Origin of the sequence: Streptomyces sp. NPDC008139, assembly GCF_042957025.1 — a bacterium.
Classification (GTDB): Bacteria; Actinomycetota; Actinomycetes; order Streptomycetales; family Streptomycetaceae; genus Actinacidiphila.
In genome coordinates this window covers 60971-84251 of the sequence record NZ_JBIBHM010000017.1, presented here as the reverse complement: position 1 = coordinate 84251, position 23281 = coordinate 60971, and the positions used below count along the sequence as shown (strand labels likewise).

Here is a 23281-nt window from a genome sequence, read left to right as displayed (position 1 = left end):
GGCTCCCCGGGACGTCACCCGGGACGTTCGCGGCCACCGTCCCGTACGGCCGACGGGCGCGCCGGGGATGACCGCCGCCGGGCGTTGACACCCCTGGGTGATCGCTCTAAGTTGGCGCACCGGCCGACGCACTTCACCGGCGCCTGACGTCATGGCCAGGCAGGGTCGGCCGCGCTTTCACTCGCGTTCGGCGCCCGGACACGACGTGTGCCGCGCGTTTTCACGACGCTTTCCCCGGCGCCTTTCGCATTGCTTTCCAGGTGCCTCGTCCGCTCGTCGCCGAGCGCATTCGCCGCTCAATGGTGAGGGACGGGACACCCGGTACGCCCCTGACCCGAGCGGGGCCGGACCGGTGCCTCCACCGGCCCCGCTCGCCCACCGAGCCCTCGCGCGCCCTCACGCGTCCTCGCTCTCGTCCCCGTTCTCGTCCGTCCTCTCGTCCCACTCGTCGTCGCATTCCCCACCGCCTTTTCGTATTCCAGGATTCAGGAGCCCGCGCATGTCGCGACCCGACCGGCAGCATTCCGTCTGGGGCCGTGTTCCGCGCCCCGCATACGGCGCCGACTACAACCCCGAGCAGTGGGACGCGGCGACGTGGAAGGACGACGTCCGCCTGATGCGCGAGGCGGGGGTCAATCTGGTCTCGCTCGGCGTCTTCGCCTGGTCCTGGATCGAGCCCCGGCGGGACGCCTTCGACTTCTCCGGCCTCGACGAGGCCGTCGAGCTGCTGCACGCGTCGGGCATCGCCGTCGACCTGGCCACGCCGACGGCCGCTCCGCCCCTGTGGTTCTCGCACGCCCACCCGGAGTCGCTTCCCGTGACCGCCGACGGACGGCGGCTGGCGCCCGGCTCGCGGCAGGCGTACTGCCCGTCCTCACCGCTCTACCGGGAGCGCGCCGCGATCGTCACCCGCCGCCTCGCCGAGCGCTACGGCGACCATCCCGCGGTCGTGATGTGGCACGTCAACAACGAGTACGCCAACGGGAACGCGCACTGCTGGTGCGAGACCTCCGCGACGGCGTTCCGCACCTGGCTGCGCACCACGTACGGCGACGACCTGGACGCCCTCAACGACCGCTGGGGCACCGGCGTCTGGGGCATGACCTACAGCGACTGGAGCCAGGTGACCCCGCCGCGTACCAGTACCAGCCGCCTCCCGCCCGCCCTGTGGCTGGACTTCTACCGGTTCAGCGACGCCGAACACCTGGCCTGCTTCCGGGCCGAGCGCGACATCGTGCGCGCCCACTCCCCCGGCCGTCCGGTCACCACCAACTTCATGGCGAGCGCGCTGCGTTGGAGCGACTACTGGCGCTGGGCGCGGGAGGTCGACATCGTCTCCAACGACCACTACCTCGGGTCCGAGGATCCGCACCGCGCCGCCGAGCTCGCGTTCGCCGCCGACCTCACCCGCGGCCTGGCCGGCGGCCGGCCCTGGCTGCTCATGGAGCACTCCACCTCCGGGGTGCAGTGGCAGCACCGCAACATCGCCAAAGTCCCGGGCGAGATGGCCCGCAACACCCTGACGCACCTCGCCCGCGGCGCCGACGGAACGCTGTTCTTCCAGTGGCGGCAGTCCGCGTACGGCCCGGAGAAATGGCACTCGGCGATGCTCCCGCACGGCGGCGAGGACACCCGGGTCTGGCGGGAGGCCAGCGCCCTCGGCAACGCCGTGTCGCGTCTGGCCGACGTCGCCGAGAGCACCTGCCCGCCGGCCCCGATCGCGCTGCTCCTGGACTACGAGGCGATGTGGGCTCTGGAGCTGCCCGACCGGCCGAGCTCGGACCTGACCTGCGGCGACGCGCTCCGCACCTGGCATCGCGCGCTGTGGACCGCCGGTCTGGGCTGCGACATCGTCCCCGCCCCGGCCCCCGGTGCGCACCGGCTCCTGCTCGTGCCCTCGCTGTACGCGCTGTCCGCTTCGACGGCGCGCGCCCTGGAGGCGTACGTCGAAGGCGGCGGCCACCTCGTCGTCGGTCCCTTCAGCGGCGTGGTGGACCCCGACGACCGCGTCCATCCCGGACCGTACCCCGGAGCGCTCCGCGATCTGCTCGGCCTGACCGTGGACGAGTACCTGCCGCTCACGGCCGGAGCAACCGTCGCCCTGGACGACGGCTCGACCGGGAACGTATGGGCCGAGCGGGTCGTCCCGGACGCCGGGACCGAGGTGGAGTGCCGCTTCACCGACGGACCCGCGGCCGGTGGCCCGGCGGTCCTGCGCCGCGGAAACGTCCGCTATCTCGCGACCCGCCCCGACGTCCCGTCCCTCCTGCGCCTGCTTCCCCGGTGGGCCGCGCAGGCCGGTTGCGCGCCCGCGCCCCAGGGGGCCGGCGACGGTGTGGAGGTCATCCGCAGAAGCGGGCCTTCCGGAGAGCGGTCCTGGCTCTTCGCCGTCAACCACACCGGGGCGACCGCGCATGTGGCCGCCACGGGGACCGACCTCCTGTCCGGCGCCCGCGCGCCGGGAGTCGTCGCCGTGCCGGCGGGCGAGGTGGCGGTGGTGGAGGAAGGCGGTACGGGTCCTCGCTGACGTCGCCTTGGCGCCAGTTGACGTGAGTTGACGTGGGGTGCGGCGAGTTGCTGTGAGGAGATGTCCCGCAGCGGGCGGCAGCAGCACACGGGACTCCCGCCCGTGAGCGGACATCTCGGGGCCATCCCGGAGTGGTGGCACGAGCGACCGGCGGCGTGAACGACCGCATCGTGCCCTGACGGCCATCGGAGGCCGCCGCTACAAGGTTGTTGTTCCGTCCGGGGAGGTTGTGGACACTGATCATCATCACAGTCCACAATCTGCCCGGACGGAACAACTACGGCGTCGAGATCGTCGGTACGGTGTCACGCCCGCCAAAGCGCCCTGCGTCACACCGCCTCCAAAGGGGTGCGGGCCGACGGCGAACGGGACGGGAACGGGAATCAGCGGTGGGAGATCCGAGCTGTCCGCGGCGGTCAAGGCCCGGGAGCCGAGGACCGCTTTTGCGTATACGGCACGCCGTCCGCTGGGTCATGTGGGGGCTGTGGCTTGCGTGTCTGGTGTTCTCCGTCTGGTTCTTCACAGAGGTGATCATGCTGATCCGACAGGCCGAGTCCTGGTGACACGAGCGGCAACGGGACGATCTGTTCCGCTTCAGCGGACGGGGCTGACGTCACCGCATGGCAGGTCGCCCCACTTCACCGAGGTGCTCGTGTGCCAGGCGGACGGCCATGGCGCCCTCACCGACGGCGGAGGCGACCCGTTTGACCGAGCCGCTGCGGACGTCACCGACGGCGAAGACGCCCGGCAGGCCCGTCTCCAGGGCGAGCGGGGTGCGGGCGAGGGGATTCCAGAGGTCCGCTGTCAGGTGGACCACGTCCTGCCCGGTAGGAATGAAGCCGCGCCGGTCCAGGGTGACGGCGTCGGCGAGCCAGGACGTGGCGGGGCGCGCGCCGATGAACACGAACAGGGCGCGGACCGCCAGCGCCTGCTGCTCGCGGGTGCGGTTGTCCTCGACGACGAGGGATTCGACCCGGTCCTCGCCGGTCACCTCGCGGACTTCGGTATGCGGCCGGACATGGATCCGGGAGTGCCGCTCGATCCGGTCGATCAGGTAGCGGGACATGCTGTGTTCCAGGTCTTCGCCGCGGACCAGAAGGTGGACGGCGGGCGACTCGCGTGCCAGGAACAGGGCTGCTTGGCCGGCGGAGTTGCCGCCGCCGACGACGGCCACCGGATCGAGGCGACAGGTCCGTGCCTCCCAGACGGTGGCGGCGTAGTGCACCCCGAGTCCTTTGAACCGCTCGACGCCGGGGGCGGTCAGCCGCCGGTAGCGCGCGCCGGTGGCGACCACGACGTTGGTGGCGGTGACCGTGCCGCCGTCGGCGAGCCGCACCACGCTGTTCCCGTCGCGCTGTTCGAGGCCGGTGGCCTCGGCGGGGACGTCGATCCGGGCGCCGAACCGGTTGGCCTGTACGACGGCGCGTTCGGCGAGCTCCATGCCGGAGATCCCGGCGGGGAAACCGAGGTAGGTCTCGATCCGGGAGGAGGTGCCGGCCTGGCCGCCGGTCGCCACGGCGTCCAGCACGACGGTGGAGAGTCCCTCGGAGGCGCCGTACACCGCGGCGGCCAGGCCACCGGGTCCCGCGCCGACCACCGCCAGGTCGCAGACGGCCTTCGCGGCGGTCTCGGCGCGCAGCCCGATGACCCGGGCGAGCGCGGCGTTGGAGGGATTGCGCAGCACCCGGTAGTCGTTCCAGACGACGATCGGGGTCTCCTCCGGAGCGATCCCAAGACGCGTGAGCAGCGCCTCGGCCTCGGTGTCCTTCTCCAGATCGAACCAGCGGTGCGGGAGGCGGTTGCGGGCGGCGAACTCCAGCAGCCGCCGGGTGTCGGAGGAGAAGGCGGAGCCGATGATGCGGAAGCCCGTGCCCGCGTCGGCCAGCATCGTACGGCGCAGCAGGTAGGCGCGAAGGATCACGTCGCCGAGCGCGGGTTCGCGGCTGAGCAGATCGCGCAGGGCGGCCGAGCCCACCGCCAGTACCTCGCCCGGTGTTCTCACCACCGCGCTGAGGAAGGCGGTCTGGCCCTCCAGCAAGCCGAGTTCGCCCAGGAAGCTGTGCGGACCGTGCAACTGGACGACCTGCTCCTGGTCGCCTTGGCCTTCGACCACGGCCACCGTGCCGCTGAGGACGACGAAGAACTGTTCAGTGCGTTCGCCCGCCCGGAAGAGGTGTTCCCCCTCCCTGACCTGCCGCACCTGTCCGGCGGGGTCCAGGAGCGCCATCTGGTCGTCCGTCAGGCGCGGGTAGGCGTCGTGAACGTCGGCGGTCGGGGTCAGGGGCGGCATCACGACGGTTCCTTCCTTCGTCAGGAACAGCGGTGGACGCGTACGGCAGAGGAGGAGAACAGCGGCGGACGCGGTGCTGGAGGCGCCGTGGGAGCCCGCCCGACTCAGACCATCGACTCGTGGACGAAACACCACCGCCAGTCCTCGCCGGGCTGGAACGACCGCACGATCGGGTGCGCGTCCGCTGCCGCGTGGGCACGGGCGTGCCGCATCGGTGAGGAGTCGCAGCATCCGACGTGTCCGCAGGTCAGGCACAGGCGCAGGTGCACCCACGGAGTCCCCATGCGCAGGCAGTCCTCACAGCCCTGCGGTGTCCTGGGCGTCACGGGCCGGACCATGGACAGGTGCGGGTCGGGAAGAGTGGTCATCACGGCCTCCTGGTCGCGGGATCGGCCGGTCCGGGGGACGTCGACAGCGACTCGTTCACCCACTGGCGGAGCGCGTTCGCGGGCGCGGCGCCGGTCTGGCGGGCGACGGGCCTGCCGTGGTCGAGGATCAGCAGGGTGGGGACGGCCTGGACCTCGAACCGTCGGGCCAGGGCCGGTGACTTGTCGATGTCGACCTTCACGAGCTTGATCCGGCCCACGAGGTCCTCGGCGACCTGTTCGAGGGCTGGGCTCACCATCCGGCAGGGGCCGCACCAGGTGGCCCACAGGTCGACCAGCACGGGCAGGCTCGCCTGCTCGGCGACCTCACCGAAGTCGGCGTCGCCCGCTTCGGCGATCCACGGCAGCGGCGCCCGGCAGTTTCCGCAGCGCGGACTGCCGTCCGCCGCGGCGGGTACGCGGTTGGTCCGGCCGCAGTTGGCGCAGACGACGGTCCGTACCCGGGCCTGCGCGCCCGTGGTGCCGTTACGGGCCGGGCGGTCGTTGCGGCCTTCCTGAGAGGTGCTCATCACGGCTCCTGCGGCTGGTCCTGGACAGAGACGGTCAGTTCGCCGCCTACGGCGTCGACCACGATGGTCACGCCTTCGCGTGCCTCGCCGCTCAGCAACGCACGGCCGATCCTGGTCTCGACCTCGTGCGAGATGAAGCGGCGCAGCGGCCTGGCTCCGTAGACCGGGTCGTAGCCCTCGGCCGCGATCAGGTGGCGGGCCGGCTCGGTGAGGACGAGCGTGACGCGCTGCTCGGAGAGGCGGTCGCGCAGTTCGTCGAGGAGCAGGTCGACGATGCGCTCGATCTGCGCGATGCCGAGCGGGTGGAAGAGGACGATGTCGTCGACGCGGTTGAGGAACTCGGGGCGGAAATGGCCGTTGAGCTCGGTCATCACCAGCGCCCGCGCCTCGGGCTTGATCTCTCCGGCCTGGGTGGCGTCCTGGAGCAGGTACTGCGACCCGAGGTTGGAGGTCATGATGATCACGGTGTTGCGGAAGTCGACGGTACGTCCCTGCGCGTCGGTGATCCGGCCGTCGTCCAGCACCTGGAGCAACGTGTTGAAGACGTCGGCGTGCGCCTTCTCGATCTCGTCGAACAGGACGACGGAGTACGGCTTGCGGCGTACCGCCTCGGTGAGCTGGCCGCCCTCCTCGTAGCCCACGTATCCGGGGGGCGCGCCGACCAGGCGGCTGACGGTGTGGCGTTCCTGGTACTCGCTCATGTCCAGGCGGATCATGTTGCTCTCGCTGTCGAACAGCGCCGCGGCCAGCGTCTTGGCCAGCTCGGTCTTCCCGACACCGGTCGGGCCGAGGAAGATGAACGAGCCGATCGGCCGCCGCGGGTCGCGTACCCCGGAGCGGGCCCGTATCACCGCGTCGGCGACGAGCTGGACGGCCTCATCCTGGCCCACGACCCGCTCGCGCAGGATCTCGTCCAGCTTGAGCAGCTTCTGCCGTTCGCCCTCCTGAAGGCGGGTGACGGGGATACCGGTCCAGGCCGAGACGATCTCGGCGATCTCCTCGGCGGTCACCACCTCGCGCAGCAGTCGGCTCTCCCCCTGCTTGTTGGCGAGCTGTTCCTCCTCGGCGGTCAGCCGGCGCTCCAGTTCGCTGACGGTTCCGTAGCGCAGCTGGGCGGCCCGGTTGAGGTCGTAGGCGCGTTCGGCCTGCTCAGCCTCCTGCCGGGCGCGTTCCAAATCCTGGCGCAGTTCCTGGACCTTGCGGATGGCCTGGCGCTCGGCCTCCCACTGGGCGTGCTTGGCGTCCACCTCACCGCGCAGGTCGGCCAGTTCACGCCGCAGGTCCTCCAGGCGGGCGCGGCTGGCCGGGTCGGTCTCCTGGTCCAGCGCGGCCTCCTCGATCTCCAGACGGGTCGCCCGCCGGGTGAGTTCGTCGAGTTCGGCGGGCATGGAGTCGATCTCGGTCCGCAGCCGGGCGCAGGCCTCGTCGACCAGGTCGATGGCCTTGTCCGGGAGGAAGCGGTCGCTGATGTAACGGTGGCTGAGGGTGGCCGCGGCGACCAGGGCGTTGTCCTGGATCTTGACGCCGTGGAAGATCTCCAGTCGCTCGCGGATGCCGCGCAGGATGGAGATGGCGTCCTCGACGGTCGGCTCGTCCACCTGGACGGTCTGGAAGCGGCGCTCCAGGGCGGCGTCGGACTCGATGTGCTTGCGGTACTCGTCCAGCGTGGTGGCCCCGATCATGTGCAGCTCGCCGCGGGCCAGCATCGGCTTGAGCATGTTGCCCGCGTCCATCGCGCCCTCGGCGGCGCCGGCTCCGACGACGGTGTGCAGCTCGTCCACGAACAGCAGGATCCGGCCCTCGGCGCCTTTGACCTCCGACAGAACGGCCTTGAGGCGCTCCTCGAACTCGCCGCGGTATTTCGCCCCGGCCACCAGCGACCCCATGTCGAGCGAGAACACCGTCTTGTCCCGCAGCCCTTCGGGCACGTCGCCGCGCACGATCCGCTGGGCCAGACCCTCGACGATGGCGGTCTTGCCGACGCCCGGTTCGCCGATCAGGACGGGGTTGTTCTTGCTCTTGCGGCTGAGGATCTGGACCACCCGGCGGATCTCGGCGTCCCGGCCGATCACCGGGTCGAGGCGGCCGGCGCGGGCCTCGACGACGAGGTCGCGCCCGTACTTCTCCAGGGCCTCGTAGGCTTCCTCAGGAGTGGCGGAGGTGACCCGTTGGTTCCCGCGCACCGTGGTGAGGGCGGTGAGGAAGGAGTCCTTGGTGACGCCCTGTTCGCCGAGCCGCCGGCCGGCCGCGGTGGTCGACCCCTCGTCCACCAGTGCCAGCACCATGTGCTCGGTGGAGACGTACTCGTCCTTGAGCCGCTTGGCCTCCTGCTCGGCGCTGTCGAGCAGCCGGGCCAACCGCCGGGTCACCATCACCTGGCCGGGGGCTGCGCCCGGACCCGTCGTGCGGGGGCGTTTGACGAGATCGGCCTCGACCGCGGCCCGCAGGGCGGCCGGGTCGGCGCCGGCGTCGGCCAGCAGACGGGTGGTCAGGCCATCCCGCTGATCGAGCAGGGCCAGCAGCAGGTGCTCCCCGTCGACCTCGGTGTGGCCCATACGGACCGCGGCGCTCTGCGCTTCCTGGAGCGCTTCCTGGGATTTCTGGGTGAGGCGATTCATGTCCATGGTGTGGGCTCCTTGGCGGCTCGTTCGCTGCGCCGCAGTGCGGTTTCCAGGCGTTCGATGCGGTCGAGCATGTCCAGGACGACGCCGATGGCCGCGTAGTTGAGACACAGTCCGTCCCGCAGCCGCTGCACTCGGGCGAGGGCCGACGGCGCGCTCGCCCGGAACCACAGCCGGCCCCGGGCGTCACGCTCGGCGTCGACCAGCCCGAGAGCCACGAAGCGCCTGATGAGTTCGGGCGGCAGTCCGCTGCGGCCGGCCACTGCGGCCATGGAGAGCTGATAAGGGCTGGTACTGGTCCGGTAGACGCGCACCAGCGGATAAGCAGCCCTGGCGCCGGGCTGTCCGGCGCCTTCGGCGGGAGAACGGTGTTCGGCTCTCATGTCTGCTTCCTCGGGTCGAAGGAGGAGACCGCGGCCAGTTCCTCGAACAACTCACGTTCACGCGGGCTGGGCGAGGGCGGCACCATCACCTTGATTTCGGCATAGAGGTGGCCTGGCGAACCTTTGGGGCGTGGCATCCCCTCGCCGCGCAGCCGCAACCGCCGGCCGGTGGAGGTACCGGGCGGCACATGCGCCTTGACCGTCCCGCCCGGACCGGAGACCGGCACCGTCGCCCCCAGCGCGGCCTCCCAGGCGGTGACCGGCAGATCGACGTGGACGTCGTGCCCGACGAGCCGGTAGCGGGGATGGCGGGCGATACGGACCACCAGATAGAGATCCCCGGCGGAACCCGCGCCGCGGCCCCGGCCGCCCTCCCCCGCGAGCCGGATGCGCTGCCCGTCGACGACGCCCGCCGGGATGGTGACGTCGTAACTTCGCTCCCCGCCGGGCCCGCCGAGCGTGATCTTCCGTCGGCCGCCGCGGTACGCCTCCTCCACGCTGAGGGTGAGTTCGGCCTCCTGGTCCGCGCCGGGGATCGGGCTGCCCCGCCCGGCGCCGCCCGCCCGGCCGCCGAACATGCCTCCGAAGAGATCCTCGAAGTCCACGCCAGAGGCGTCGAAGTCGGTCTCGGTCCAGGTCCGGGCGCCTGCCCGGTCGGCGCCTCGGGTGCCTGCGAAGGGACTGCCGCGGTACGCGCCGGCTGCGCCGCCGAAGCCCTGGCCGGCCGCGACGCGCTCGTCGTAGTCCTCCGGGATCTGCCGGAAGTCCGGGCCGAAACGGTCGTAGCGCGACCGGGTGCCGGGGTCGGAGAGCACGCTGTACGCCTCGTTGATCTGCTTGAAGCGCTCCTCTGCGGCCGGATCGCGGTTGACGTCCGGGTGGTAGCGGCGAGCCAGGGTACGGAACGCCTGCTGGATCTCGGCCGCGTCGGCGCTGCGCGGGACGCCGAGCACCTCGTAGTAGTCCTCTGCCATGGCGGCCTCACTCCTGCTTGCGGCTGACCGCTACCGCGGCCGGCCGCAGCTGGTGGCCGGGGTCGCCGTAACCGGGCCGCAGCACCTGGACGACGGTGCCCGCAGGTGTGTCAGGTTCATCCACCACGGACACCACCTCGTGCTGCTCGGGGTGGAAGGGGACGCCGGTCTCCTCGTAGCGGGGGTAGCCGAGATTTCGCAGCACCTCGACGGCCTGGTCGCGTACCGCCCGGACTCCGCTGACGATCGCGCCGCGGTCGTCGGCGCCCGCGTGGGCGAGGGCCAGTTCCAGGTTGTCGACGACCGGGAGGAACGCAGCGGCCACCTTGGCCCGCTCGGCCTCCCGTTCCCGGGGAAGCTCACGGGCGTAGCGCTTACGGAGATTGTCGAGGTCGGCGAGGGCTCGCCGCCACCGGTCCTCCAGCTCCTCCGCCCCGGGGCCGCGGCGTGTGGATTCCGCCTCCTGCTCCCTGGCTTCCCCGCCCTGCGGGGTCGTCCGCGGGGCGGCACTCCGCTCGGGCGACGTCCGCTCGGACTCGGGCGGGGAGCGGTCCTCGGCGGGACGCGTCTGTTCCTGGTCCGACATGTCGCCGCCTCAGCTCTTGTCGAATTCGGCGTCGATGACGTCGTCGTCGCCCCTTGGGGAGCCGCCCTCGGGACCCTGGCCGGGCTGGGCTCCGCCCCCGGCTCCGCCCGGTTCAGCGGCGTGGGCGGCCAGCGCCGCGTGGATCTGCTGGAGCTCGGAGGTCAGGCTGCGGGACCGTTCCGCCGGAGCCTCCTCCTTGACCGCGGTACGCGCCTCGTCGGTGAGCAGTTGGGCGCGGGCGCGCTCGTGCTCCGGTGCGGCGTCGCCGAGGTCGTCCAGCCGGCGCTCCACCTGATAGGCGGCGGCGTCGAGATCGTTGCGGGCGTCGATGGCCTCGCGCAGGGCCAGGTCACTGGTGCGGTTGTTCTCGGCCTCGTTGATCATCCGCTCGACCTCGGACGGGTCGAGGTTGGAGCCCTCGCTGATGGTGATCGACTGCTCGGCGCCGGTGTCCCGGTCCTTGGCGCTGACCTTGAGGATGCCGTTGGCGTCGATGTCGAAGGTGACCTCGATCTGGGTCTCCCCACGCCGGGCCGGCCGCAGGTTCTCCAGCCGGAAGCGGCCCAGCACGCGGTTGTCGGCTGCCAGTTCACGTTCGCCCTGAAGCACGACGATGTCCACGGCCGGCTGGTTGTCCTCGGCGGTGGAGAAGGTCTCGGACCGGCGGGCGGGGATGGTGGTGTTCCGATCGATGATCTTGGTCATCACGCCGCCGGCCGTCTCGACGCCCAGCGACAGGGGGGTGACGTCCAGGAGCAGGACGTCCTTGACCTCGCCCTTGAGCACGCCTGCCTGGATGGCGGCGCCCAGCGCCACCACCTCGTCGGGGTTGACGCTCATGTTCGGGTCCCTGCCGCCGGTCAGCCGGCGGACCAGGTTCTGCACGGCCGGTATGCGGGTCGAGCCGCCGACGAGGATGACCTCGTCGATGTCGTTGTCGGTGACCTTGGCGTCGCTCATCGCCGTCCTGACCGGTTCCAGGCAGCGCTCCACCAGGTCCGAGGTGATCTGCTCGAAGGTGGAGCGGCGGACGGTCTCGGTGAGGTGCTTGGGCCCGGAGGCGTCCGCCGTGATGAAGGGCAGGCTCACCTGGGTCTGGGTGACCGAACTCAGCTCCGTCTTCGCCTTCTCGGCCGCCTCGAACAGGCGCTGCAGAGCCTGCGGGTCCTTACGCAGGTCGATGCCTTCGGACGTCTGGAAGCCGTCCGCCAAGTGGTCCACCAGTCGGCGGTCGAAGTCGTCGCCGCCCAAATGGGAGTCGCCCGCAGTGGCGCGGACCTCCACGACGCCGTCGCCGACGTCCAGCAGGCTCACGTCGAACGTGCCGCCGCCGAGGTCGAAGACCATGACCGTCTCGTGGCCCTTCTTGTCCAGCCCGTAGGCCAGCGCCGCGGCTGTCGGTTCATTGATGATCCGCAGGACTTCGAGGCCGGCGATCTTCCCGGCGTCCTTGGTGGCCTGGCGCTGGGCGTCGTTGAAGTACGCCGGTACGGTGATGACCGCCTCTGTCACCTTCTCGCCGAGCGACTTCCCGGCGTCGTCGGCGAGCTTGCGCAGCACCTGCGCGCTGATCTCCTCCGGCGCGTACTGCTTTCCGCTCACCTCGAAGCGGGCCACCCCGCCGGGCCCCTCGACCACGTCGAAGGAAACCGCTTTGGCCTCGTCGGAGATCTCGTCGTAGCGACGTCCGATGAACCGCTTCGCGGAGGTGATGGTGCCTTTGGGGTTGAGGATCGACTGCCGACGCGCGAGCTGTCCGACCAGCCGCTGGCCGTCATCGGAGAAGGCGACCACCGACGGGGTCGTTCTGGCCCCCTCCGCGTTCGGGACGACGGTGGGCTCACCGCCCTCCCAGACGGCGATGACCGAGTTGGTGGTACCGAGGTCGATGCCTACTGCCTTCGCCATAAGAATCTCCTCCGTCGCGAGGCGGAAACCGGCCGGCGGGCTGCCGGGCGCACGGCGCCGGACCCGCACAGTCTGCGAGCCTTACGCGGTACGCGGTGGACTTCCTCGCCCCGGGATGACCAATCCGCGCCGCCTTTCCGGTCCCCGAGGACGGGGGGCGGCGACGGCTCGCAGGTGAGGGCCCGTGCCGAGCGGCGTACGTTGAGAGGGGGCTGATTCGAGCCGCGAATGGACCTGCGATGGACGCTCTTCCGTTTCCGACCGCCGACACGCCTCACCCCATGCCGCAGCCGGGGGCCGCACGTCACGCGCTGCTACGGCTGGTGACGGTCATGCTCGACGGCGACGACGAGCGAGAGGTGCTGTGGGGTGCCATGGCGGCGGTCGCCGCCACCGGCCCCTTCGTCGCCGAAGCGGCATACGCCGTCCACAATGGTTCGGCGCGGCGCTGCCCTCCACGCCCGGTGGCTGCCTCCGCCGACGCCCGACCGGGGAGCACCGTGGCGCGGGAGCCCGGTGTGGACCCCAACGGCCGAGCCCCGGCCGAAGCAGCCGCTGAGATGGTGGCCGCCGATCGGCTCGACCGGCGGATCGACGCTCTCGACGGCCGCAGCCGGAGTCTGCACCGGGCGGACGGACGGTGGGCGCGGGCCATCGCGCTGCGATACCGGGACGACTGCCTCGGCTATCTCGTCGTCGGGGGCGCGACCACGCCCTCGACTGACGAAACCGCGCTGACGGATCTGCTCGCACAGCAGACCGGGATCGCCCTGGCACGCCTCAGCGGGCGCCGGGGAGAGCCGGTCGGCGCCCGCTCACGGAATTGGCCGGAGGTCGCAGGGCCGCCGACGGCAGAGGGCCTCTCGCCGGCTGCCGACCCCGGCGCGAGCGTCTCCGCCATGGCCGCACGACTTGCCGCTGACCACGCGCTCTCCCGGGCCGCTGCCTCTGGCAGCGGTGAGACGGGAGTCCTGCAGGCCCTGCACGACCATACGGGATTCGCGGTCCTCACCGAGGACCGCTTCGGCAACCCGCGGTCCTGGGCGGGTCACGGCGGGGGCGAACCCTGCGGGCGGCCTGGAAGTGGGCCGCGCCCGGCCCAGGGACACCGGGACCGGAAGGCCCTGATCCGTGACGCGCGCCACCATCCCGGCGCCGTCCGCGACGGGGACCGGCTGCTCGTCCCCATCGAAATGGCCGGGGAAGTGCTCGGCGTGGCCGCGCTGGTCGACCCCGACCGGCGGGCGACGGAAACGGACTGCTCAGCGCTCGAACAGGCCGCCCTGGTGCTGGCCCCCGCGCTCTCGCACGAGCGCAGGCTGGCCGAGCTGGAGCCCCTGCTGCGCCACGACCTGGTCGACCGGCTGATTTCGGGCGAGACGACCGACGACGACTTCGCCCAGGCAGCGGTCCTCGGCCACGACCTGCACCGGCCGTACGGGGTCGCCGTACTGGAGTGGTCCGGGACGGTCGGCAGGGCCGCGCTCGGCGACGCGGTGGCGCGGGCGGCCCGGCGGCTGCGCCTGGACGTACTCGTCGGCTCCCGTGGCTCTGCCACGGTCGTCCTTGAGTCCCGGGGAGACCGGGGCGCCCCGGAAGGCGAGCTGTACAGGGCCGTCTCGGAGGAGCTCGGCACCGGGGCCGGAGCCATCGGCATCGGCGGCCGCTGCGAGGTCGTCGACGATCTGCCGCGCTCCTACGGCGAGGCCGTCCGCGCCCTCGCCGTCCGCCGCGGTTCCCAGGACCCGTACGGCAGCACCGGCTTCGAGGAGCTGGGCCTGTGCCGCATGATGGGCACCGGCGAAGGCGAAAGGGAAGCCGACCGATTCGTCCGCGAATGGCTGGGACGCCTGCTGGACTACGACTCCCGCCACCGCACCGAGCTGGTGACGACGCTCTCGCGCTATCTGGAGAGCGGCGGCAGCTACGACGCGACCTCCGAGGCCCTCCTCATCCACCGCAGCACCGTCCGCTACCGCCTCCAGCGCATCTGCGAGATCACCGGCCACGACCTCGGTGACGTCGAGACGCGCCTCAACCTGCACATCGCCACCCGCATACGCAATGTGCTCGAACCCTCGCCGTGAGACGCGGGCGAGCCGAAGCTGTCGCTGGAGCGTCGCGAGGGTGACCGCCGTAAGCGCGTCGCTGATCTCATCACGCGTCTCGGCCGCGCGCACCACGGCGCCCACACCGCATCGGAGGTGTGGCGCCGCAGAGGTCCTATCGAACGGATCGCGTCCCGAGGTCGCCGGACCGGGGAACGCCGGTGCTCATCGGTTCCAGGAGTTGATGTTGATCTCGTTGTGGATGTTGCCGGCGCTGAAGTTGATCAGGCCGCCGCAGGTGAGGAGGCAGAACCCGCCACCCGGCTGCGTCGGGGTGACCGGTACCGCCGACATCACGACCGTCGTCACGGCGTTCGACGCGCCGCAGTTGTCGTTGCCGTTGTAGGCGGCGGTGATGGTGTGGGTACCCACGGTGGTCAGGCTCGCTGTAAAGCTGGCGACACCCGTGGCGCTGACGGGCACGGTGGCCAGGATGTCCCCGGCGTCGAAGAACGTCATGCCCAGGCCGGGGCTGGGATCGCTCGGGCAGGTCACCGTCGCCGTCAGATTGACGGACTGCCCGACCGTCGCGGTGGAAGGCGACGCCTGGACCGTGGTCGACGACACATCCGCCGCCGCAGCGGGGGACGCGCCGGCCACCACGGCAGCACAGGCGGCGGACGCGACCAGAATCCTGGCCGTCCGATCTTTCCAACGTGTCACTGTTCGACTCCTTGATCGATCGCTGCCGGGGCCGCGGTGCCCCGGGAGCGCCACAGTAAGGAGCCGATACCGCTGCCACGCGGCGCGGCGGCTCCGATCGACCGATCCGACCGAAGAGTTCACCCGGGTGGGCGGAGGCGGCCGCCCCCCACTGCTCCAGGCGGCCCTCTCCGGTCCCACTGCGGGCGCCGGAGCCGCCGTCCCTAGATGCCGGGGGGCGAGACACGCGTGTAGGTACGGGAGTTACTGACACCGCCAGAGGTGGTGACGGTGACGGAGACCGGCCCCGCCGGTCCTGCCGGCGCCTGCGCGACGGCGGTGGTGTCGGACAGCACTGTGAAAGCGGCGGGCGCGGCACCGAAGGACACGGTGCTGGTGGTGGTCAGCCCGGTGCCGGTGAGGGTGACGCCGGCGCCGGCGTCCGTGGGGCCCTGAGCCGGGGCGAGGGCGCTGAGGACCGGTCCCGCCACATAGCTGTAGACCACCGCGTTGCTGGTGCCGCCGACGGTGGTGACGGTGACGGGCACCGCTCCCGTTCCGGCCGGAGCGACGGCGGTGATCTGCGTCGCGGAGTTGACCGTGAAACCCGTGGCGGCATTGACTCCGAAAGCGACCCCCGTGGCCCCGGACAGACCGGCGCCGGCGAGGATCACGCTGGTACCCCCCGACGACGGACCCTGGCTGGGCGAGACGGAATTGAGGGAGGGCGTGCTCGCGTAGGTGTAAGTGACCGAATTGCTGGTGCCGCTGGGCGTCCTCACGGTGACCGCGACGGCGCCGGTGCCGGGCGGGGTCACCGCGGTGATCTTCGCCGAGGTGTCGACCGCGTAGGTGAGGGCGGCGCTGGCGCCGAAGCTGACCGCCGTGGCCCCGGTGAAACTGCTGCCGTTCAAGGTGACCGTGCTACTGCCCGCAGCGGGACCGGTGTTGGGAACGACCGAACTGAGGACGGGAACGGCGGCCGCGACACTGGGCCGTGTCGTTTGTGCTGTGCGATCACTGTTTTCCACGGTGTCTCCGTAGGGTGCGGCTCCGCCCCGAGAGGGGCGGGGGATGCTGATCGGATCCGCCCGATCGCCGTTCGCCGCACGCACGGCGTTCGGGCCGGGAGGGACGCTCGCGGTCGGGCCTGGGGTGTGGCGGCCGGTCAGGCGAGTCGGCCCCCGGCCCGGGGGGTGATTCCCGGACCGGGGGCTTGTGAGGCGGGCACGCCACCTGTGTGGCCGGCGTGGCCGCTGCGGGTGGGACGACGATCACTGGCTCGGGCTGTCCCCTGAGGGGCGGTCAGATGCCGGGCCCCGCGACGTAGGTGTACGCGCCCACGGCGGTCGCGCTGCCCGCGTCGTTGGTCAGGACGACATCGACGGCGCCCGCCGCACCAGGGGGTGTGACCGCCGACACCGCAGTGTCGGACAGCACGGTGAAGGGCGCCGGGTTCCCGTCGAAGGTGACCTCGTTCGTGCTGGTGAGGCCGGTGCCGGCCACGGTCACGGTGGTGCCGCCCGAAGCCGGCCCTGCCGCGGGGGTGACCGTCGTCACCGTCGGTGCGGCGACATAGGTGTACGACAGGCCGTTGTTCGTGCCGCCCGCCGTGGTGACGCTGACTCCTACCGCGCCCGCCGCACCCGCGGGTGCGGCAACGGTGATCTGGCCGTCGGACACGACGGTCGGGACCGCGCTGTTGGCGCCGAAGGCGACGCCGCTGGCGGTGGACAGGCCGGTGCCGTTGATGGTCACCGTCCCGCCGCCCGCCGTCGAGCCGGAGGTCGGGCTCAGCGACTGCTTGAACGGGGCCCCGACGTAGTAGAAGGGGATGGGGTTGCTCGTTCCACCAGGGGTGGTCACGGTAACGCCGACGGCCCCGTTGCCGGAGGGTGAGACGGCGGTGACCTGGGTGGGCGAGACGTTGGTGACGGCGGTGGCGGGCCGGGTGCCGAAGCGCACCGCGGTGGTGCCGGCGAGACCCGTACCGGTGATGGTGACGAGCGTGCCGCCGCCACTGGATCCTTGGTTCGGACTGATGGGCATGAGAGATACCTCCTGGCCGGCAATGCGGTACATTGCAGGCAGCGATGGGTTGTCGAGTTCGCGGACATCTCGACTGACGCGAATCGGTTCTCGTGTCCACTGGCCAGGTGGTATGCGTTGGCTCTGCTTCGAATCCCGCACGGCGGTGTCGGCCGCCTGCGGGGTCCGCAGGGCCATCGCATCGAAGAACGCGGTATATCGGCGTGAATTGACGCCGAGGAACGCGGCTCGTTCGCATCCGTTCGAAAGTCCGCATATCCGTCGGAACGGACACCCTGAGTAACCCATCCAGGTAGTGTGATCACAAGGTTTCCGACAGTACGCAAGCCATTCGGCCGAGCGCAGAAAACGCGTGTGGGGGGAGCACGTCAACACCACCACAAGCGGAAGTAAGCGGTCCGTGCGCCCCCGCTGGCCCCATCGATCCCCGCACTCCTACCCTTTCGGGTGAAGCAGCTCCGTGGCCCTTGCCACACTCCCCTGCCGGTGGGCTACTTCGTTTGACGAACAGGTGCGACGGCCGTGCGCAGGCAGTCGGCCCGTATCGCTCCCCGTCCGTCTCCCCGACGGAGCCAAGGAGTCCCCATGCCGGTCTCACCGAACCAGGGATCCACCGGCGGCGGCGATGCGGTGACCCTCACCGGCACCCACTTCACCGCAACCACCGCAGTGCGCTACGGCTCCCGCGCGGCCGCTGGCTTCACAGTCGTCAGCGACTCCACCACCGCCACCGTCACGCCGTCCGGTCAAGGTCCCGTCCCCGTCTCGGTGACGACCCCAGGCGGAACGGGGGTCGTCGGCACGTTCTACTACCTGGGCCCGCCCTCGTTCCGCGTCCTTCCGCCTCCCGCAGGCCCGTTGGCGGGAGGCAACACGGTGATCCTGGCCGGCATCGGCCTGTTCACCACCACCGAAGTCCTCTTCGGCACGCAGGCAGCCGTGTTCACCGCCGACTCCGACGGCCGACTCACCGTGACCGTCCCCGCGGCGCTCGCGGCCGGCCCGGTCGCGGTCGTCGTGCGCGCCAGGGGCGGAACCGCGTCCGGGGCCACCTACACCTATCTCGCCCCGCCCGCCATCGCCGTCGTCACCCCCGACTCCGGCCCTGTGGACGGCGGCAATCTCGTCGTCATCAGCGGGACGGCGTTCTCGTACGCCACCGGCGTCACCTTCGGCGGCACCCCCGCCCTCTCCTACCGCGTCGCCTCGGAAACCGAGATAGACGCCCTCGTCCCCGCCGGCGCGCTCGGTCCGGCAAACGTCTCCGTCACCACCCTCGGCGGCACCACCACCGCCGTGGACGCATACACCTACCTGGGACGCTTCGCCGTACTGGGCGGACAGACCGTCACGAACACCGGCCTCACCGGCGTCACCGGCGACCTCGGAGTGAGCCCCGGAGTCGCGGTCACCGGATTCCCGCCCGGCCAGGTGCACGGAAGCGTCCACGTCTCGGACCCGGATGCCGTCCAGGCCCACTCCGACCTCGTCGCGACATACGCCACCGCGGCCGGCCGGATCCCGGACGCCGGTCTCCCTGAGGACATCGGCGGCCTGACGCTGTCTCCCGGCGTCTACAACGCCGCCTCTTCCCTCGGGCTCACCGGCACGGTCACCCTGGACGCCCTAGGCGACCGCAACGCCCAGTGGGTCTTCCAGATCGGATCGACCTTGACGACCGCGACCGCGAGCCGTGTCCTGCTCACCGGTGGCGCCTCGGCCCGCAACGTCATCTGGCAGGTCGGGAGTTCCGCCACCCTCGGCACGGACACCGCCTTCGCCGGCAGGGTTCTTGCCGCGACATCGATCACGGTGAACACCGGCGTGACCGTCAGCGGCCAGACGCTGGCTCGCGACGGGTCGGTGACGTTGGACACCGACGCCGTCGTCCGACCCTGGTGAGCCGGACGGGCGCTGCGGCGCGGCCCCGCATCGCCTGATCCAGCCTTCTGCCGTGGGGCGGCTGACACCAGGCAGCTCGAACGTAGCCGGCCAGGAATGACCGACCGCCTGCCGTCAGCGGCGTCCGCGGTGGTGGTAGCGGGCGGAGACCAGGCTCATCGCGCCCAAGGGGTCGGCGACGACCTGCGAGGCGGAGAAGTAGATGTTGCCGCGGACCTGCGGGTAGCGGGCGCAGAAGTCGAGGTGGCGGGTCAGTTCGGCCGGGTCCTGCCAGGCGTCGGGCTGGCCCGCGACGCCGACCTTGTACAGGGCCTCGCCGATGTAGAGGCGCACATTGGTGCCACGGACGACGTCGGACCACCAGGGGACGAGGGCCGCGTAGTCGGCCGCCGCGAAGCCGATGTTCCAGTAGACCTGGGGAACGATGTAGTCGATCCACTGCTCCCTGACCCACTTGCGGGTGTCCGCGTGCAGGTCGTCGTAGGTCTGGACGCCCGCGGTGGTGGCCGAGCCGAGCGGGTCGGTGGCGGCGTTGCGCCAGACGCCGAAGGGGCTGATGCCGAACTGGGTGCTCGGCCGGATCCGCTTGATCCTGGCGGCGGTCTCGCGCACCAGGCGGTCGGTGTTGTCCCGCCGCCAGGCGTCACGGTCGGGGAATCCGACGCCGTACCGCGCGTAGGCGGCGTCGTCGTCGAAGACCTGGCCGGCGACCGGGTACGGGTAGAAGTAGTCGTCCCAGTGGACGGCGTCGATGGGGTAGCGGCGGACGGCGTCCAGCATCGCGTCCTGCACGAAACGTCGGACCTCGGGCAGCCCGGGGTTGTAGTAGAGCTTGCCGCCGAAGGGCACGATCCACTCGGGGTGGAGGCGGGCCGGGTGGGTGGGGGCGAGCTTGGTGACGTCGGTGTCCATCGAGACGCGGTACGGGTTGAACCAGGCGTGCAGCTCCAGGCCGCGGCGGTGCGCCTCGCGCACCGCGGTGCCCAGCGGGTCCCAGCCGGGGTCCTGCCCCTGAGTGCCCGTCAGGTACCGCGACCAGGGTTCGTACGCCGACGGCCAGAAGGCGTCGGCGGTCGGCCGGACCTGGAACACCACCGCGTTGAGCCCCCGTTCGACCGCGGTGTCCAACAGGTCGAGCAATTCCTGACGTTGCTGGTCGGCGGGGAGTCCGGGGGCCGAGGGCCAGTCGGTGTTGGCGACCGAGGCGATCCACATGCCGCGCAGGTCGCGGCCGTGACCACCGGGTCCGCCGTGGCCCGCGGGACCCGGTGCGCCCTGGGGGGCGCGGGACGGTTCGGCCGCCCGCGCCGCCGAACCGGGGATGACGGCGGCCAGCGCGCCCGCCGCCGCGACAGTGAAGGTCCTGCGGGTGAGCCGGTCCATCCGTGCCTCCTGATCATCCGTCATGATCCGCCGATGATGGGTGACTTCCCGCGCCGGGGCAACCCGCCGTTCGGTCCATTCCCTCGCGCGGCCCCCGCCGGGACGGAGCGTTGACGACCCCTTCTCGGGCGTCGGCGCGGGCGCTAACATCCTGGGAGCGCTCCCACACCTCCTATGTATAGCGCCACCGTCCATCCCCCCACCACCCGCACGCGCGGGCCCGGCGCGGCCCGCGTCCGTACGGAGAGGACGCCTTTCCATGCTCCGCAGACCACTCGCCGCGCTCGTCGCGGCCCTGTCCCTGATAGGCGGCGCCTCCGCGGTCGCCGCGGTCACCGCCACGGCCACCGCGGCCCCGGCCACCGCCGCACCGGCCGCCGTCGCGGACACGTACTCCTGGAAGAACGTCAGGATCGACGGCGGCGGCTTCGTGCCCGGCATCGTCTTCAACCAGTCGGAGAAGAACCTCGCCTACGCGCGGACCGACATCGGCGGCGCCTACCGCTGGAACGAGGCCACCAAGTCCTGGACGCCGCTGCTGGATTCGGTGGGCTGGACCGACTGGAACAGGAACGGCGTGGTCAGCCTCGCCACCGACGCGCTCGCACCCGACAAGGTCTACGCGGCCGTCGGCATGTACACCAACTCCTGGGACCCCAACAACGGTGCCATCCTGCGCTCTTCCGACCGCGGCGCGACCTGGGCGGCGACCGCGCTGCCGTTCAAACTCGGCGGCAACATGCCGGGCCGCGGCATGGGCGAGCGGCTGGCCATCGACCCCAACAAGGACAGCGTCCTGTACTTCGCCGCGCCCAGTGGCAACGGGCTGTGGCGCAGCACCGACTCCGGCGTCACCTGGGCGAAGGTCACCGCCTTCCCCAACGTCGGCAACTACGTGGCCGATCCGTCCGACAGCAGCGGCTACCAGAGCGACAACCAGGGCGATGTGTGGGTGACCTTCGACCCGCGCACCGGCACCAAGGGCTCCACCACGCAGACCATTTACGTGGGCGTGGCCGACAAGGCCAACACCGTCTACCGCTCGACCGACGGCGGCGCCACCTGGTCCCGGCTGGCGGGCCAGCCCACCGGGTACATCGCGCACAAGGGCGTGCTGGACGCGGTGAACGGCTACCTCTACCTCGCCACCAGCGACACCGGCGGCCCGTACGACGGCGCCAAGGGCCAGGTCTGGCGGTACGCGACCGCGACCGGCGCGTGGACCAACATCAGCCCGATGTCGGACGCGGACACGTACTTCGGCTACAGCGGTATGACCGTCGACCGGCAGCACCCCGGCACGATCATGGTCACCGGCTACAGCTCGTGGTGGGCCGACACCCAGATCTTCCGCAGCACCGACAGCGGCGCGACCTGGACGCGGGCCTGGGACTTCACCAGTTACCCCAACCGCGCCGACCGCTACACCATGGACGTCTCCTCGTCGCCGTGGCTGAGCTGGGGCGCCAACCCGTCGCCGCCGGAGGAGACTCCCAAGCTCGGCTGGATGACCGAGTCGCTGGAGATCGACCCGTTCAACTCCAACCGCATGTGGTACGGCACCGGGGCCACCGTCTACGGCACCGACAACCTCACCAACTGGGACACCGGGGCGAAGTTCACCGTCAAGCCCAACGCCAAGGGCCTGGAGGAGACGTCGGTCCAGGACCTGATCAGCCCGCCGACCGGCGCGCCGCTGATCAGCGCGCTCGGTGACATCGGCGGCTTCCGGCACACCGACCTCACCGCCGTGCCCCCGATGATGTTCACCCAGCCCAACTTCACCACCACCACGAGCCTGGACTTCGCGGCCACCAACGCGAACACCATGGTCAGGGTCGGCAACGCGGACAGCGGCGCGCATGTCGCCTTCTCCACCGACAACGGCGCCAACTGGTTCGCGGGCACCGACCCGTCCGGGGTCAGCGGCGGCGGTACGGTCGCCGCGGCGGCCGACGGCAGCCGCTTCCTGTGGGCCCCGTCCGGTACCGGCGTCAAGTACTCGGTCGGCTTCGGCGGTTCCTGGTCCGACTCCACCGGCATCCCGACCGGCGCGGCCATCGGCTCCGACCGGGTCAACCCGAAGAAGTTCTACGGCGTCTACGGCGGCAAGTTCTACGTGAGCACCGACGGCGGAGCGACCTTCGCCGCGACGGCGGCCACCGGGCTGCCCGCTGAGGCGGCCAAGCTCAAGGCGCTGCCCGGCGCCGAGGGCGACGTGTGGGTGGCGGGCGGCAGCACGGGCGGCGCGTACGGCCTGTGGCACTCCACCAACTCCGGCGCGAGCTTCACCAAGCTGGCCAACGTGCAGGAGGCCGACACCATCGGCTTCGGCAAGGCCGCCCCCGGCGCGACCTACCAGGCGCTCTACACCAGCGCGAAGATCGGCGGCGTCCGCGGCATCTTCCGCTCCACCGACGCGGGCGCGAACTGGGTGCGGATCAACGACAACGCCCACCAGTACGGCGTGACCAACACCGCGATCACCGGCGACCCCCGGGTCTACGGCCGCGTCTACATCGCGACCAACGGCCGCGGCATCATCTACGGCGACACCTCGGACGGCTCCGGCGGTACGACTCCGCCGACCACTCCCCCGACGACCCCGCCCACACCTCCGACGACCCCGCCCACCACGCCTCCCACCACCCCGCCGACCACACCGCCCGGCTCCGGCGCCTGCTCGGTGGCGTACGACGTCACCAATTCCTGGCCCGGCGGCTTCCAGACGTCGGTCACGGTCAAGAACAACGGCTCGGCGGCGATCTCCAACTGGAAGCTGACCTGGTCCTTCGCCGGCGGCCAGACCATCACGTCGCTGTGGAGCGCGGACTACACGCAAAGCGGCGCGGCCGTGACGGTCACGGCGCCGAGCTACGCGGCGGTGCTGCCCGCGGGCGGCTCCGCGACCTTCGGCTTCACCGGTGGCGCGCCGGGGACGAACACCTCCCCCGCCGCCTTCTCGCTCAACGGTTCCGCCTGCTCCGTGGGCTGACCCCGGCTCCTTCGGGTA

At 71.3% G+C, this 23281-nt stretch carries 16 protein-coding genes; 4 read left to right on the top strand and 12 right to left on the bottom strand.

All coding sequences use genetic code 11. The annotated features are described in order from the left end of the window. Window positions 1–499: 499 nt before the first annotated feature. Window positions 500–2527 carry a beta-galactosidase gene (locus tag ACFZBB_RS30495; protein ID WP_391129098.1) on the top strand — a complete coding sequence of 676 codons (2028 nt, stop codon included), beginning with the start codon at window positions 500–502 and terminating at the stop codon, window positions 2525–2527. Window positions 2528–3140: 613 nt separating this feature from the next. On the opposite strand, the gene ACFZBB_RS30490 is transcribed toward ACFZBB_RS30495, so the two are convergent. The 8 genes from ACFZBB_RS30490 to dnaK all read right to left on the bottom strand — a co-directional run bounded on the left by ACFZBB_RS30490 (window position 3141) and on the right by dnaK (window position 12184). Then, the gene (locus ACFZBB_RS30490; protein ID WP_391129095.1) at window positions 3141–4817 is read right to left on the bottom strand and encodes an FAD-dependent oxidoreductase; all 1677 of its coding nucleotides are present in this window, start codon (window positions 4815–4817) and stop codon (window positions 3141–3143) included. Between the two features lie 104 nt (window positions 4818–4921). Beyond that, complete coding sequence (locus tag ACFZBB_RS30485) at window positions 4922–5185, bottom strand: UBP-type zinc finger domain-containing protein (protein WP_391129092.1); 264 nt, start codon at window positions 5183–5185, stop codon at window positions 4922–4924. Next, a complete protein-coding gene (gene trxA, locus ACFZBB_RS30480) occupies window positions 5185–5712 on the bottom strand; it encodes a thioredoxin (protein ID WP_391129090.1) in 528 nt (175 codons plus the stop codon). The genes ACFZBB_RS30485 and trxA overlap by 1 nt, the downstream gene beginning before the upstream one ends. Continuing rightward, entirely contained in the window at window positions 5712–8336 is a 2625-nt protein-coding gene (gene clpB, locus ACFZBB_RS30475; RefSeq protein ID WP_391129087.1) for an ATP-dependent chaperone ClpB, read from the bottom strand. The genes trxA and clpB overlap by 1 nt, the downstream gene beginning before the upstream one ends. Further along, window positions 8327–8716: a chaperone modulator CbpM gene (locus tag ACFZBB_RS30470; RefSeq protein WP_391129084.1), complete on the bottom strand. Its 390-nt coding sequence runs from the start codon at window positions 8714–8716 to the stop codon at window positions 8327–8329. The genes clpB and ACFZBB_RS30470 overlap by 10 nt, the downstream gene beginning before the upstream one ends. Beyond that, entirely contained in the window at window positions 8713–9690 is a 978-nt protein-coding gene (locus tag ACFZBB_RS30465) for a DnaJ C-terminal domain-containing protein (protein ID WP_391129081.1), read from the bottom strand. The genes ACFZBB_RS30470 and ACFZBB_RS30465 overlap by 4 nt, the downstream gene beginning before the upstream one ends. Window positions 9691–9697: 7 nt before the next feature. Beyond that, the gene (locus tag ACFZBB_RS30460) at window positions 9698–10276 is read right to left on the bottom strand and encodes a nucleotide exchange factor GrpE (protein WP_391129078.1); all 579 of its coding nucleotides are present in this window, start codon (window positions 10274–10276) and stop codon (window positions 9698–9700) included. A 9-nt stretch (window positions 10277–10285) separates the two neighbouring features. Further along, a complete protein-coding gene (gene dnaK, locus ACFZBB_RS30455; protein ID WP_391129075.1) occupies window positions 10286–12184 on the bottom strand; it encodes a molecular chaperone DnaK in 1899 nt (632 codons plus the stop codon). Window positions 12185–12423: 239 nt separating this feature from the next. Between dnaK and ACFZBB_RS30450 the strand changes: the two genes are divergently transcribed. Beyond that, a complete protein-coding gene (locus tag ACFZBB_RS30450) occupies window positions 12424–14271 on the top strand; it encodes a helix-turn-helix domain-containing protein (protein ID WP_391129072.1) in 1848 nt (615 codons plus the stop codon). Between the two features lie 186 nt (window positions 14272–14457). On the opposite strand, the gene ACFZBB_RS30445 is transcribed toward ACFZBB_RS30450, so the two are convergent. The 3 genes from ACFZBB_RS30445 to ACFZBB_RS30435 form a co-directional block, all read right to left on the bottom strand. Beyond that, the gene (locus ACFZBB_RS30445; protein ID WP_391129069.1) at window positions 14458–14955 is read right to left on the bottom strand and encodes an Ig-like domain repeat protein; all 498 of its coding nucleotides are present in this window, start codon (window positions 14953–14955) and stop codon (window positions 14458–14460) included. Window positions 14956–15158: 203 nt separating this feature from the next. Next, window positions 15159–15965 carry an IPT/TIG domain-containing protein gene (locus tag ACFZBB_RS30440; RefSeq protein ID WP_391129066.1) on the bottom strand — a complete coding sequence of 269 codons (807 nt, stop codon included), beginning with the start codon at window positions 15963–15965 and terminating at the stop codon, window positions 15159–15161. 274 nt (window positions 15966–16239) lie between these two features. After that, on the bottom strand, window positions 16240–16983 hold the full coding sequence (locus ACFZBB_RS30435; protein ID WP_391129062.1) for an IPT/TIG domain-containing protein: 744 nt from the start codon (window positions 16981–16983) through the stop codon (window positions 16240–16242). Window positions 16984–17568: 585 nt separating this feature from the next. Here ACFZBB_RS30435 and ACFZBB_RS30430 point away from each other — a divergent pair. Beyond that, entirely contained in the window at window positions 17569–18885 is a 1317-nt protein-coding gene (locus tag ACFZBB_RS30430; RefSeq protein ID WP_391129059.1) for an ice-binding family protein, read from the top strand. 114 nt (window positions 18886–18999) lie between these two features. Here ACFZBB_RS30430 and ACFZBB_RS30425 read toward each other — a convergent pair whose 3' ends face one another. After that, window positions 19000–20268, bottom strand: coding sequence for a family 10 glycosylhydrolase (locus ACFZBB_RS30425; RefSeq protein ID WP_391129238.1), 1269 nt, complete (start codon window positions 20266–20268; stop codon window positions 19000–19002). A gap of 259 nt (window positions 20269–20527) precedes the next feature. Here ACFZBB_RS30425 and ACFZBB_RS30420 point away from each other — a divergent pair, with 259 nt between their 5' ends. Continuing rightward, the gene (locus tag ACFZBB_RS30420) at window positions 20528–23263 is read left to right on the top strand and encodes a cellulose binding domain-containing protein (protein ID WP_391129056.1); all 2736 of its coding nucleotides are present in this window, start codon (window positions 20528–20530) and stop codon (window positions 23261–23263) included. Window positions 23264–23281 lie beyond the last annotated feature (18 nt).